This window comes from Methylobacterium sp. A54F (genome assembly GCF_053346035.1).
The window spans coordinates 42,115-54,556 of record NZ_JBKFBF010000019.1; the positions used below are offsets into that span (position 1 = coordinate 42,115).

The window sequence follows — 12,442 nt, forward strand, 5'->3', positions numbered from 1 at the left end:
AACGACGCGTGATCGAGGCGTAAACGATGCTGGCTGCCACGGCACCCCTTACGGCCAACCCCCGGACGCTCCCCTCCGCGGCGGCGCAGATCCGCGTCCTCATCGCGGACGATTCCGCCGTCGTCCGCGGGCTGGTGGCCCGGTGGATCGGGGAGGCCGGCTTCAACGTGGTCGGCACGGCCGCGAACGGGCGCATCGCCCTGGAGATGCTCGCCCGGCACGACCCGGACGTGGTGCTCCTCGACATCGACATGCCCGAGCTCGACGGCACCGAGGCGCTTCCGCGGATCCTCGCCGCTAGCCCCGGCATCCAGGTCGTGATGATGTCGACGCTGACGACCCGCAACGCCGACATCTCGCTGAAGTGCCTGGCGCTCGGCGCCGTCGACTACCTCGCCAAGCCCGAGAGCAACCGCGGCGTCACGACCTCGGATGCCTTCCGGGCGGACCTCGTGGAGCGGGTGCGGCTGTTCGGCTCCGCCCGCGCCCGGCGCCGGCCGCCGAGTCCGACATCCCCGGGGCCGGCCCCGGCAGCGCCGTCGTTCGCCCCGCCGGCGGCACGCCCGGCCGCGCCCGTGACTCTGCGGCCGAAGGCCCGGACAGCGATGGCGCCCCGGGTGCTCCTGATCGGTTCCTCGACCGGCGGCCCCCGCGCGGTGGGCGAGGTGCTCGAGAAGATCGGGCAGGCCACCCTCAAGCGTCTCCCGACGCTCATCGTGCAGCACATGCCGCCGGTCTTCACGGCGGTGTTCGCCGAGCACCTCTCGGGCCGCACCGGCCTCGCCGCTGCGGAGGGGAAAGCCGACGAGCCGCTGCTGCCCGGCCGGATCTACGTGGCGCCCGGCGGGCGCCACATGGGCCTCGCGGCGAGCGGCGGCCGCGACCCCGTGATCCGCCTCGACGACGGGCCGGCGGTGAATTTCTGCCGGCCGGCGGTGGACGTCCTGTGGAAGGACGCGGCCACCGTGTTCGGCGCCGCCACCCTCTCGGTGATCCTCACCGGCATGGGCTCGGACGGCACCCACGGCGCCCGCGCCCTAGTGGAGGCCGGCGGCGCGGTCCTCGCGCAGGACGAGGCCACCAGCACCGTCTGGGGCATGCCTGGGAGCGTGGCCAAGGCCGGCCTCGCCCAGGCGGTCCTGCCGCTCGCCGAGATCGGCCCGGCACTGCGCACGATGATCGCGGGACAGGGCGCATGACCGACCTCGATTTCGATTTTCTGCGCGCCTACCTCAAGCAACGCTCCGGCCTCGCGCTCACGCCCGAGAAGCGCTACCTCGTCGAGAGCCGCCTCGCGCCGGTCTGCCGCCGCTTCGGCCTCGCGAGCCTGCGCGACCTCTGCGGTGCCCTGAAGCTCTCGCGCGACGGCGCCATGGAGCGGGCCGTGGTCGAGGCCATGACCACGAACGAGACGTTCTTCTTCCGCGACCGGGTGCCCTTCGACCTGTTCCGGGACGTGCTGCTGCCGCAGGCGCTCGTGCGCAAGGCGGCCCAGCGCAAGCTGCGCATCTGGTGCGCGGCCTCGTCCACGGGTCAGGAGCCCTACTCGCTGGCGATCCTCCTGCAGGAGGCAGCCCCGCGCCTCGTCGGCTGGAGCGTCGACATCGTGGCGACCGACCTCTCGACCGAGGTGATCGAGAAGGCGCGCCTCGGGCTCTACAGCCACTTCGAGGTGCAGCGCGGCCTGCCGGTGCAGATGCTGCTGAAGTACTTCAGCCAGGTTGGCGAGCAGTGGCACCTCGCGCCGACGATCCGCAGCATGGTGGATTTCCGGCAGCTGAACCTGCTGAACGGCTTCGAGATGCTAGGGCAGTTCGACATCATCTACTGCCGCAACGTGCTGATCTACTTCGACGCCCAGACCAAGGCCGACGTGCTCGGCCGGCTCGCCGCGAGCCTCGCCCCGGAGGGCGCCATGCTCCTCGGGGCCGCCGAGACCGTGATCGGCCTCACCGAGGCCCTGGCGCCCAACCCGGAGCATCGCGGGCTCTACGGCCACCCGACGGGCGCCCGCAACGCCGCTCCGGCCGCGGCCGGCCCCTCGCCCCTGACGCTCCCGCCCCTGCGCCTCGCGATGGGGCGCTAGGGACGCCTGCCGGCCCGGATCGGAGCGCGCTCCGATCCGGGTCGCGGCCGCGTCGCTCGGCTCAGTCGCAGCCTTCCTTGTGGACGGTCTTCGACTCGCCGGCATCGTTCTCCTTGTGGACGGTCTTGGAGCCGCAGCCCATGCCGTCGGAGGAGCGCGTCACGGTCTTTCGCTCGACGGTGCCGGTGGTCTCGCCGACGACGGGGCCCGGCCCGTCGCGGCGGATGACCGTGGTCTCCTCCGCCGACGCGACGGTCGGGGCGACGAGGGCCGAACCCGCGATCACCATGGCGCAGGCCGCCGCGAGGGCGAGGCGGGCGGGGATGGGACCGTTCATGAAATCCTCCATGTTTCGAGAGCCATCGAAACGTAGAGGTTCACCGGACCGTTCCCGCAGAAGTTGAGTGCCGTCCAGGCCGATCGCCTCAGCCCTCGCCGGTGCGCCCGGCCGGCTCGCGGTAGGCTCTGCCCGCTGCCCGGGCGCGCTTCGGCCCGGGCACGGCCCGCGGCAGGGGGGCACCGCCGCTGCCCGCCTCGTTCAGGAAAACGGACAGCGCCGCGACCGAATTCGGGACCGCGAAGTAGATGATCGACTGGCCCTGCCGCAGCGAACGGATCAGGCCGGCCTTCTCCAGGTGCTGAAGGTGGAACGAGACGGTCGAGGCCGCGCAGGCCGAGACCTCCGCGATGCGGCCGGCCGCCATGCCTTCCGGGCTTTCGTGCAGGAGCGTGCGCACGATGTGGAGCCGGCTTTCCTGTGCCAAGGCGATGAGCATCGTGAGGGCATCGAATTCGTTTAGCATCGGTTCATTTTTCGATTGATATCGAAATTAGAGGTATTCCAAAGAGCTAGACCGTGAGCCGGAGGGCCCCATCAGGATGACCGAGGCGTTGATGCAGGCCAACCCGGCAGATCGTCCCGAGTCCGTGCGGGAGGAAGTGGCAAGAGCGCTGCCATCCCAGCTGTCGCCGGCGCTGCGCGACTACTTCGAGGCCGCCCGGGACGTGCCGCTTCCGCGGCACCTGGCCGACCTCCTCCTGCGTTTCGAGCAGGCGCTCGCGGAGAGCGGCGTCGACGTGGCGGCCGCCTTCCGCAGCGATCTCGTCGCGGCGCTGCCGGCGCTGCGCACCTTCGCGCTCTCGCTCTCCGGCAACGTGACGCGGGCGGACGACCTCGTGCAGGAGACCATGGCCAAGGCCTGGGCGAACCGGATGCGGTTCGCGGCCGGCAGCAACTTCACGGCGTGGCTGTTCACGATCCTGCGCAACCAGTTCTACACGGAGCTGCGCAAGTCCCGCCGGGAGGTCGAGGACGTCGATGGAGCCCAGGCGGCGCGGCTCTGCCGCGAGGCGGATCAGGAGCACGTCGCGGGCCTGCGCTCGGTGATGGACCTGATCGGGACCCTGCCGGTCTCGCAGCGGCAGGCCCTGCTCCTCGTCGGGGCGGAGGGCTGCACTTACGAGGAGGCCGCCCAGCGGCTCGGCTGCCAGGTCGGCACGGTGAAGAGCCGCGTCAGCCGCGCCCGCGCCTTCCTGACCGGGGCCCTCGACGCCGTGCCGATCCGCCGGGCCGGCCTGCCGGCCTGACCCGCATCCGATCAGCCGGGCCGGCGGGAGGCGGTCTTGAGCTACGCCAGGATGATGGTGTCGGTGGACCTCGGGCCCGCGGCCGCCGCCCGCGTGCGCCTCGCGGCCGACCTCGCGCACCGCCTCGGCGCCGGGCTGACCGGCATCGCCGCGACCCGGGGCCCGGCCCGCCCGCGCGGGGCCGCGACGGCCGGCACGGCGCTTCGCCTGCACGACATCGAGCGGGCCCGGCTGCTCTTCGAGGGCAATGCCGGGCAGGTCGCCCGCACGGCCTGGCGCGCGCGGGCGGCGAACGCGGCCGTCTTCCTGGTGGACCAAGCCCGGTCCGCCGACCTCGTCGTGCTCGGGCGGGCGGGGGATCTCGCGGCCGACCTCGCGGTGGAGCCGGGCCGCGTGCTGTGCGGGGCCGGGCGGCCCGTCCTGCTGGCGCCCCCGGGCTTCGAGCGCCTGGCCGCCGCGCGCGTCGTGGTGGCCTTCGGGGACGGGCCCCAGGCCCGCCGGGCTGTCACGGGGGCGATGCCGCTGCTCCAGCGGGCCGACCGCGTCTTCGTCGCCGCCCGGGACCGGGAACGCGATGCCGGCGCGGCCGAGGAGGTCGCCGCCTACCTCGCGGGCCACGGGGCCGCCGCCACCACCGACCTCCTGCGGGGACCGGCCGGCGACCCCGACGCGCTCCTCGACCTCATCGCCGGGCGGCGGGCCGACCTCGTGGTGCTCGGCGCGACGGGCCCTGCCTGGTTGCCCGGCAGGCCCTTCGACCGGCTCACCCGCGCGATGCTGCGGAACGCGCCGATCTGCTGCCTGATGAGCCGGTGACCGGGCTCACCTACCCCGGTTTTGGGCGCGGGCCTCAGTTCGGGCGGATCTCCGCCGCCTCGCGCCGCATGACCCTTCGCAGGACGCTGCCGAGCTGCGCGGCCGAGTAGGGCTTCTGCAGCAGCTCGAAGCCGTGGCCGCCCTCGCGGGCCAGCACGTGGCTGTAGCCGGAGGTCAGCACCACCGGCAGGCCGGGCCGGCGCTGCTGCAGCTCGCGCGCCAGGGCGACGCCGCCCATGCCGGGCATCACCACGTCCGAGAACACGGCGTCGAAGCCGGAAGCCCCGGTGTCGAGCCGCTCCAGCGCGTCCTCGGCATTCGTCGCCCAGGTCGTCTCGTAGCCGAGGTCCTGCAGGATCTGCGTGGCGAAGCGCCCGACCTCCAGGTTGTCCTCCACCACGAGGACGTGGCGTCCGCCGCCGTCGCTCGGTACCGCCGCAGCCTCGTCCGGGCCGCGCCCGGTGCCCGGCTCCGCCTCGACCGCGGGCAGGTAGAGGGTGAAGGTGGTGCCGTGCCCCGGCGCGCTCGTGACCTCGACGTCGCCGCCGGACTGCTTGGTGAAGCCGAACACCTGGGACAGGCCGAGGCCGGTGCCCTTGCCGACCTCCTTCGTGGTGAAGAACGGCTCGAAGATCCGGGCGAGGTGCTCGGGGCGTATGCCCGCGCCGGTGTCGGTGAGGGATACGGCCGCGAAGGGGCCCGGCGCGCCGGCGTGGCCGCGGATGACCGGCATCGGCACGCCGCAGACGAGGCCGACGCTCAGCGTGCCCTCGCCGTCCATCGCGTCCCGCGCGTTCACCGCCATGTTCACGAGCGCCGTCTCGAACTGGCTGAGATCGGCGTGCACGAAGCAGGTTTGCGCCGGCAGGTCCCGCACCACGCGGATGCGGGCGCCCGTCACCGTATCGAGCATGTCGGCGAGGGCCGACAGGCGCTCCGCCACGTCGAAGGTCTCGGGCTTGAGGGCCTGGCGCCGCGCGAAGGCGAGGAGCTGGCTGGTCAGCTTGGCGGCGCGGTCCACGGTGTCCGAGACCGCGTCCATGTAGCGACGGCGACGCTCCTCGGGGAGGTCGGGCCGGCGCAGGAAGTCCACCGACGAGCGGATGATGGTGAGCAGGTTGTTGAAGTCGTGCGCGACGCCGCCCGTCAGCTGGCCCACCGCCTCCATCTTCTGCGATTGCCGCAGCGCCTCCTCTGCCTCGAAGAGCCGGGCGGTCCGCTCCTCGACCCGCACCTCCAGGTTCGCGTTCAGGGCCTCCAGCGCGTCCACCGCCTCGCGCACGGCCGCATCCGCCCGCACCCGCTCGATATGCGCCCAGGATCGCTCCGTGACCTCGCGCAGCAGGGCGAGGTCGTAGCCGGACCAGAGGCGCGGCACCCGGTCGTGGATCGCCATCAGGGCCGTGAGGCGCCCGTCTTTGACGAGCGGCATGCAGATCGTCGCCGCGATGCCGATCGCCTGGAAGGTCGCGGCCTCCTCGGGGGCGAGCTCCGCCAGGTTGTCGTTGATGATCAGCGGCTCGCCCGCGCTCAGGTTGCGCACGGCGAGCCGGCCGAAATCCGCGAGGCTGTAATGTCCGACGATGCTCGGTGAACCGTCCGCCGCCCAGTCCCCGCGGATCGTGAAGCCGTCCGCGTCAGCGTCCATGTCGGCGTAGGCGCAGTTCGAGAGCTGGAGGTGCTGGGCGAGCATCCGCGTGGTCGTCGCCATCACGCCGTCCGCGTCGCTGGCGGGCGCCACGGCCCGCCCCAGACCGTCCAGGAAGGCGAGGCGCCGGTTCGCCACCACCGTCGCGGTGGTCTCCGTCACGGTGTCGAGCATGCCGACGACGCGGCCCTGCGGATCCCGGATCGGGCTGTAGCAGAAGGTGAAGTACACCTGCTCGGGGTCGTCGCCGCGCGTGATCACGAGCGGGAAGTCCTCGATGAAGGTGGGCGTGCCCGCGAACGCCGCCTCCACGATGGGTCGGATGTCGTCCCAGGCCTCGTGCCAGACCGCGTCGAACGGCCGGCCCAGAGCAGGGGGCTTGCCGCCGAGGATCGGCAGGAAGGCGTCGTTGTGGAGCGTGATGAGCTCCGGCCCCCAAACGATGGCCTTCGGGAACCGCGAGCCGAGCATGAGCGCGACGGTCGTGCGCAGGACGTCGGGCCACGCCGCCATCGGACCGAGCGGCGTCGCGGCCCAGTCATGCGCGCGGATGCGCGTGGCCATCTCGCCGTCGTTCTGGAGCCAGTCCGTCATGTGCCCCCGTTCTCCGGGGGATGGCAGTATTGGATCGGCCGGGTGCCAACAAGTCGCGCGGGCGAACATCCTCGTGCGACGCTTGCCCGCGCCGCGCCCTGTATCGCGGCCCGTTCCGGCTCGCCCATTCCCTCGCGATGCATGCTGATCACATGGACGCGGCGGACGGATGCCGCAGGGCCGCAACTCTAGGCGCTGCGCAGCATCGGATGCACGCACGAACACCGGGTCCGTCGATGATCGTCCGGCCTCGGCGGACGGTTGTCTACTCGGCGGCCGGCGGCGTGAGGGCGAGGAGGCGCGCGGTGCGCACCCGCGCGCCGGCCCGCGTCTCGGTCTCGGGCTCGGCCCCGAGCTGGCGGCGCCCGTCGCAGATCGCCGCGTGCACGGCGTCGACCGCGAGGATCAGGGCGCTGACGGTGCGGGTGTCGATGGTGCGTTCGCGGGCATGGCTGACCACGTCGGCCACGAGGCCGTCGGTCTCCAGCGCCAGCGCGTCGAGCTCCGCCTTGTGGGTCGCGCTGCGCACCTCCCGCAGCATCTCAAGCAGGCGGTCGAGCACGATGTCGATGCGCTCGCGGCGCTTGCGGGCGAGGCGCTGACCGAGCCAGGCGATGCCGGAGCCGATGGTGCCGCCGAAGAAGGCGAACAGGTAGATGTAATCCTCGTAGCGATCGAGGAAGGTCTGCTGCTCCCGCTCGAAATAGTCCACCGCGCCGGGGTGGTTCGGCAGCCGCGCCGAGGTCGCCGCGACGGTGGTGTCGAAGTCCGGGGCCTTCATCAGCTTGGCGATCGGCGCGGAGGCCGCGAGCTTCGAGCGCCACTCGAACAGGTGTTGGGTCGCCGAGGCCACCGCCACGCGGCTCACCGCGCCCCGGGCCATCAGGCGGTAGGAGACGCCCACCGTCTTGACCTCCTCCTCCGGCCGCTTCGGCCGGCCCCCGAACGTGCCGGCGGCGATCGTCACCGCCTGCAGCTCGGGCATCCGCTGGAGGATCGCGTCGCCGTCCGGCACGGCCACGAGGCCGATCTTGTGGTCCGGCGCCCCGAGCTCCACCGCCCGCACCGTGGCGATCGCGAGCTTGGAGGAGGGATTGGCGATCACGGCGGCCGCGTCGACCCGCTTCTCGGCGATGGCGGCCGCGACCTCCGCGGGCTTGAGGGGGATGATGGCCACGTGGCCGGCCGCGGGCTCGGCCTCGTCGGGTCCCGCCGCCGCGAAATCGTAGAAGGCGAGGAGGTTCGTCAGGAAGGGCAGGTCCGCGGCGTGCCGCACCACGAGGCCGATGCGCTTGCGCGCGAGATCCGGGAAATCGTCGATGCCGCTCGCCTCCGGGGCGGCGATGACCAGGGCCTCGTCGTGCAGGATGGCGAGGGTCAGCCCGTTCTCGGGCAGGAGCACGTCCGGCCGCACCACCGCGAGGTCGGCCTTGCCGGCCTGGAGCGCCGCGGCGCTGTCGCGGACGTCGTCGAAGGGCGCGATCTTGAGGCGGACGTCCTCCCGCCCGCGCGAGAGCGCATGCGCGTAGGCCTCCATCAGCGTCGCTTCGGCCCCGTCCCGCGGGCCGACCGCCACCGTCAGGATCGTCGGCCGCGACAGGTAGACGACGGCGCCGGCCACGGCCGCGAGGCCGAGCGCCAGCAGCACCAGAAGCCACTCGCGTCTCAAGAGGATTGCCGGCAGGCCATGCCCGAGCCCTCCACGTTGCGTGCGTTCCATGGACGACTCATGGACGACAAACCTGTTCAGATCGTGAAGAACCGGTAAGGCGGCGAAACGTTGCGTGTCCCGAGGTTGGACGAGAGATGGCCGAGACCAGGCAGACCGACCGCGCCGAGCGTGACGCAAGACTTACGCCGGCAAGACCCACGCCGCCCATCACCGCGGCCTACCTGGAGCGGGCGGCCCTTCACTATCTCGAGCGCTACAGCGCCTCGCAGGAGATGCTGCGCCGGACGCTGCGCCGCCGCGTCGAGAAGCGCGCCCGCGCCCGCGGGGAGGACGCGACGGCGTTCGCGCCGATGATCGAGACCGTGGTGCAGCGGGCCATCACCGCCGGCCTCGTGGACGATGCCCGCTTCGCTGCGGCCCGGCTCGCGACGCTGCGCCGCCGCGGCACCTCCGCCCGCGGCGTCACCGCGAAGCTCGCGGCGAAGGGCGTGCCGCGCGACGTGGTGGCGGCGGCGATGGCGGCCGAGCGGGACGCCGCCGATCCGGAGGAGGCGGCGGGCGTGGAGGCGCAGGCGGCGGAAGCCTATGCGCGCCGGCGCCGGCTCGGTCCGCATCGCCACCCCGACCGCAGGGCGGCAAACCGCGACCGCGACCTCGCCGCGATGGCGCGCGCTGGCTTTCCCTACGACCTCGCCAGGCGCGTCGTCGACAGCGAGACCTGACCCGTTCGTCGCCTCGCTGGACTTCGCGGGCCCCCGCTCCACCTGCGCAGGGCGTCGCGGCGACCGGGCATCCCGCCCGGCCCGTCGCACGCGGAGCGAGGATGGAATCGATGATCAACCGCAAGGCGCATGCCGTGTGGCAGGGCAACGGCAAGGAGGGCAAGGGCCGCATCACGACGGGCTCGGGCGTCCTCTCGGACCAGCCCTACGGCTTCAACACCCGCTTCGAGGACAAGCCCGGCACGAATCCGGAGGAGCTGATCGCGGCCGCCCACGCCGGCTGCTTCACCATGGCGCTCGCCTTCCAGCTTCAGGAGGCCGGCCTCGCCGCCACCGAGATGCGCACCGAGTCGGTGGTGACGCTGGAGAAGGACGGCGCGGGCTTCAAGGTGACGAAGTCGGCCCTGACGCTCACGGCCACGATTCCCGGGATCGACCAGGCCAAGTTCGATGAGCTCGCGCACGCGGCCGAGACCGGCTGCCCGATCTCGAAGGTGCTGAACGCCGAGATCACCCTCAACGCCACGCTGAACCCGGCCTGACCCGGACCGCGGCGCGCATCCCCCCGGGGTGCGGCGCCGCGACACGGGAAAGCGCACCGGGAGTGGCCGGGCGCGGCACCGTCGCGCCTTGAACGAACCGCGAACGAAGCCCATCGTCCGTTCATGGACGAGACGCTGGCCAAGAAGCTGCGCATCCTTGCCGATGCCGCCAAGTACGATGCGTCCTGCGCATCATCGGGCGCCCCAAAGCGCGCGGCCGGCAAGGACGGGCTCGGCTCGACCACGGGGGCGGGAATCTGCCACGCCTACACGCCGGACGGGCGCTGCATCTCGCTCCTGAAGATCCTGCTGACGAACTACTGCCTGTTCGACTGCGCCTACTGCATCAACCGGCGCTCCTCGAACGTGCGGCGCGCCAAGTTCTCCGTCGAGGAGGTCGTGACCCTCACGGTGGAATTCTACAAGCGGAACTACATCGAGGGCCTGTTCCTCTCCTCGGGCATCATCAAGTCGCCCGACCACACCATGGAGCTGATGATGCGCGTGGCGAAGTCGCTGCGGCGCGACCACGGCTTCCGCGGCTACATCCACCTCAAGTCGATCCCGGAGGCGAGCCCCTGGCTGATCGAGGAGGCCGGCCTCTACGCCGACCGGCTGTCGATCAACCTCGAATTGCCCACCGAGGCGAGCCTGGAGCGTCTCGCCCCCGAGAAGGACGGCGCCGCCATCCAGGGCGCCATGAGCCAGATCGGCGAGCGGATCATCGAGGCGAAGGCCGAGCGGCGCCGGTTTTCGCCGGCCGGCCAGTCCACTCAGGTGATCGTCGGGGCGGACGCGACCACGGACGCGGCGCTGATCGCGAAGAGCGCGCACCTCTACGACCATTTCGGCCTTAAGCGGGTCTACTACTCGGCCTACAGCCCGATCCCCCACGGCTCCGCGATCCTGCCGCCGCAGGCGCCGCCCCTGCAGCGGGAGCACCGCCTCTACCAGGCCGACTGGCTGCTCCGGTACTACGCGTTCTCGCCCGACGAGGTCGCGGAGGCGGCCGAGGACGGCATGCTCGCCCTCGACGTCGACCCGAAGCTCGCCTGGGCCCTCAAGAACCGCCATCGCTTCCCCGTCGACGTGAACCGCGCCGACCGGGAGATGCTGCTGCGGGTGCCGGGCCTCGGTGCCCGCGCCGTCGACCGGATCGTCAAGGCGCGCCGCCACGCGAGCCTGCGCCTCGACGACGTGGCGCGCCTAACCTCGGCCCTGAAGCGCGCCCGGCCCTTCCTGATCGCGGCCGATTACAGCCCGGCGCAGCTGACCGACCGCCTGGACCTGCGCGCCCGCCTCGCCGAGCCGGCGCGTCAGCTGAGCCTGTTCTGAGGGTGGCGCTCCACACCGTCGCCCTCCGCCCCGGCGCCGACCTCGACGGCTTCCGTGCCGCCGCGCGCCGCCTCATCGCGCACGCGGTGCCGCCCGAGGCGGTCGCCTGGTCGATCGGCGAGGCACCGGGCCTGTTCGGCGCGGCGGATGCGCCCGCGGACGGCGCCCCCTTGCGGCTCCCGCGGGCGGTGGCCGACCTCGTCCCCATGGTGGTGCCCCACCGCGACCCCGAGCGCTACGCGCTGCTCTACGCTCTGGTCTGGCGGGTGCTCGCGGGCGAGCGCGCGCTGATGGAGGTGGCGAGCGACCCGCTGGTGCATCGCCTCGGCCGGATGCGGAAGGCGATCGGCCGCGACCTGCACAAGATGCACGCCTTCCTGCGCTTCCGCCGGACCCTGGAGGCCGGAACCGAGCGTTTCGTCGCGTGGTTCGAGCCGGACCACCACATCCTGGCGTCGGCCGCGCCCTTCTTCGTCGACCGCTTCCGCGCCCTGCACTGGTCCATCCTGACGCCGGACGGGTCCGCCCACTGGGACCGGACGGCGCTCCGGTTCGGGCCGCCGGGGCAGCGCACGGACCTGCCCCCCGGGGACGGCTTCGAGGCGGGCTGGCGCGACTACTACGAGAGCACGTTCAACCCGGCCCGCACGAACCTGCGCGCCATGCGCGCCGAGATGCCCAAGAAGTACTGGCGCAACATGCCGGAGACCGCCGCGATCCCCGCCCTCGTGCGGGCGGCCGCGGGCCGGACCACCGAGATGATCGAGAGCGAGCCCGCCATGCCCGTGAAGCGCAACCCCGCCCGCGCCGTCGCCGCCATGGCGGATCAGGCGCCCGACAGCCTCGACGCGCTGAACGCCATCATCCGCCGCTCCGAGCCGCTGGTGCCCGGCGCTACCCAGGCGGTCGTCGGCGAGGGACCCCTCGGCGCCGCGATCGTCTTCGTCGGCGAGCAGCCCGGCGACCAGGAGGACCGACAGGGCCGCCCCTTCGTCGGGCCCGCCGGCCAGCTCCTGTCGCGGGCCATGGCGGAGGCCGGCATCGACCGGAGCGCGAGCTACCTCACGAACGCCGTCAAGCATTTCAAGTTCGAGGAGCGCGGCAAGCGCCGCATCCACCAGAAGCCGACGGCCGGCGAAGTGAGCCACTACCGCTGGTGGCTCGACCGCGAGCTGGATTTCGTGGCGCCGAAGCTCGTGGTGGCGCTGGGCGCGACCGCCGTCCTGGCGCTCACCGGCAAGGCCGTGCCGATCACCCGCGCCCGCGGGCCCTTCCGCTTCGAGCGCCTCGACAACCGCTTCCAGGGCTTCATCACGGTCCACCCCTCCTACCTGCTGCGCCTGCCCGACGAGGCGAAGGCCGAGGCCTACGGCGCCTTCGTCGACGACCTGCGGCGCGTGGAGGCGCTGGGGCGGGAGCTCGCGGGGTAGCGTCCCTGTG

The 12,442-nt window shown here is 72.6% G+C and carries 12 protein-coding genes; 8 read left to right on the top strand and 4 right to left on the bottom strand.

Features of this window, described 5'->3' with window-relative positions; translation table 11 throughout:
* The first annotated feature begins 26 nt into the window (after window positions 1-26).
* Together ACLBXP_RS23280 and ACLBXP_RS23285 are read left to right on the top strand one after the other, a co-directional pair.
* Complete coding sequence (locus tag ACLBXP_RS23280; protein WP_447670212.1) at window positions 27-1,199, top strand: protein-glutamate methylesterase/protein-glutamine glutaminase; 1,173 nt, start codon at window positions 27-29, stop codon at window positions 1,197-1,199.
* A complete protein-coding gene (locus tag ACLBXP_RS23285) occupies window positions 1,196-2,086 on the top strand; it encodes a CheR family methyltransferase (protein ID WP_447670213.1) in 891 nt (296 codons plus the stop codon). Before ACLBXP_RS23280 ends, ACLBXP_RS23285 begins: the two co-directional genes overlap by 4 nt.
* A gap of 61 nt (window positions 2,087-2,147) precedes the next feature.
* Here ACLBXP_RS23285 and ACLBXP_RS23290 read toward each other — a convergent pair whose 3' ends face one another.
* Entirely contained in the window at window positions 2,148-2,423 is a 276-nt protein-coding gene (locus ACLBXP_RS23290) for a hypothetical protein (RefSeq protein WP_447670214.1), read from the bottom strand.
* Between the two features lie 88 nt (window positions 2,424-2,511).
* Complete coding sequence (locus ACLBXP_RS23295; RefSeq protein ID WP_447670215.1) at window positions 2,512-2,889, bottom strand: ArsR/SmtB family transcription factor; 378 nt, start codon at window positions 2,887-2,889, stop codon at window positions 2,512-2,514.
* A gap of 76 nt (window positions 2,890-2,965) precedes the next feature.
* Here ACLBXP_RS23295 and ACLBXP_RS23300 point away from each other — a divergent pair, with 76 nt between their 5' ends.
* Together ACLBXP_RS23300 and ACLBXP_RS23305 are read left to right on the top strand one after the other, a co-directional pair.
* Window positions 2,966-3,673 carry a sigma-70 family RNA polymerase sigma factor gene (locus tag ACLBXP_RS23300; protein ID WP_447670216.1) on the top strand — a complete coding sequence of 236 codons (708 nt, stop codon included), beginning with the start codon at window positions 2,966-2,968 and terminating at the stop codon, window positions 3,671-3,673.
* Window positions 3,674-3,709: 36 nt separating this feature from the next.
* The gene (locus tag ACLBXP_RS23305; protein ID WP_447670217.1) at window positions 3,710-4,489 is read left to right on the top strand and encodes a universal stress protein; all 780 of its coding nucleotides are present in this window, start codon (window positions 3,710-3,712) and stop codon (window positions 4,487-4,489) included.
* A 34-nt stretch (window positions 4,490-4,523) separates the two neighbouring features.
* Here the strand turns inward: ACLBXP_RS23305 and ACLBXP_RS23310 are convergent, their stop codons facing one another.
* Both ACLBXP_RS23310 and ACLBXP_RS23315 read right to left on the bottom strand, forming a co-directional pair.
* The gene (locus ACLBXP_RS23310) at window positions 4,524-6,731 is read right to left on the bottom strand and encodes an ATP-binding protein (RefSeq protein ID WP_447670218.1); all 2,208 of its coding nucleotides are present in this window, start codon (window positions 6,729-6,731) and stop codon (window positions 4,524-4,526) included.
* A gap of 265 nt (window positions 6,732-6,996) precedes the next feature.
* A complete protein-coding gene (locus ACLBXP_RS23315) occupies window positions 6,997-8,400 on the bottom strand; it encodes a TAXI family TRAP transporter solute-binding subunit (protein ID WP_447670219.1) in 1,404 nt (467 codons plus the stop codon).
* Window positions 8,401-8,537: 137 nt separating this feature from the next.
* Between ACLBXP_RS23315 and ACLBXP_RS23320 the strand changes: the two genes are divergently transcribed.
* From ACLBXP_RS23320 to ACLBXP_RS23335, 4 genes are all read left to right on the top strand, one after another.
* Window positions 8,538-9,125 carry a regulatory protein RecX gene (locus ACLBXP_RS23320; protein WP_447670220.1) on the top strand — a complete coding sequence of 196 codons (588 nt, stop codon included), beginning with the start codon at window positions 8,538-8,540 and terminating at the stop codon, window positions 9,123-9,125.
* Window positions 9,126-9,235: 110 nt separating this feature from the next.
* A complete protein-coding gene (locus ACLBXP_RS23325) occupies window positions 9,236-9,667 on the top strand; it encodes an OsmC family protein (RefSeq protein WP_447670221.1) in 432 nt (143 codons plus the stop codon).
* Window positions 9,668-9,790: 123 nt separating this feature from the next.
* Window positions 9,791-11,002, top strand: coding sequence for a putative DNA modification/repair radical SAM protein (locus ACLBXP_RS23330; RefSeq protein WP_447670222.1), 1,212 nt, complete (start codon window positions 9,791-9,793; stop codon window positions 11,000-11,002).
* Window positions 11,003-11,004: 2 nt separating this feature from the next.
* Window positions 11,005-12,432, top strand: a complete 1,428-nt coding sequence (locus ACLBXP_RS23335) for a UdgX family uracil-DNA binding protein (protein WP_447670223.1) — start codon at window positions 11,005-11,007, stop codon at window positions 12,430-12,432.
* The last annotated feature ends 10 nt before the right edge of the window (window positions 12,433-12,442 follow it).

Excerpts from the sequence above, each read along its gene's own strand:
- ACLBXP_RS23310 (WP_447670218.1), bottom strand. The coding sequence starts at position 6,731 with ATGACGGACTGGCTCCAGAACGACGGCGAGATGGCCACGCGCATCCGC.
- ACLBXP_RS23285 (WP_447670213.1), top strand. The coding sequence starts at position 1,196 with ATGACCGACCTCGATTTCGATTTTCTGCGCGCCTACCTCAAGCAACGC.
- ACLBXP_RS23325 (WP_447670221.1), top strand. The coding sequence starts at position 9,236 with ATGATCAACCGCAAGGCGCATGCCGTGTGGCAGGGCAACGGCAAGGAG.
- ACLBXP_RS23330 (WP_447670222.1), top strand. The coding sequence starts at position 9,791 with ATGGACGAGACGCTGGCCAAGAAGCTGCGCATCCTTGCCGATGCCGCC.
- ACLBXP_RS23290 (WP_447670214.1), bottom strand. The coding sequence starts at position 2,423 with ATGAACGGTCCCATCCCCGCCCGCCTCGCCCTCGCGGCGGCCTGCGCC.
- ACLBXP_RS23280 (WP_447670212.1), top strand. The coding sequence starts at position 27 with ATGCTGGCTGCCACGGCACCCCTTACGGCCAACCCCCGGACGCTCCCC.
- ACLBXP_RS23295 (WP_447670215.1), bottom strand. The coding sequence starts at position 2,889 with ATGCTAAACGAATTCGATGCCCTCACGATGCTCATCGCCTTGGCACAG.
- ACLBXP_RS23320 (WP_447670220.1), top strand. The coding sequence starts at position 8,538 with ATGGCCGAGACCAGGCAGACCGACCGCGCCGAGCGTGACGCAAGACTT.
- ACLBXP_RS23300 (WP_447670216.1), top strand. The coding sequence starts at position 2,966 with ATGACCGAGGCGTTGATGCAGGCCAACCCGGCAGATCGTCCCGAGTCC.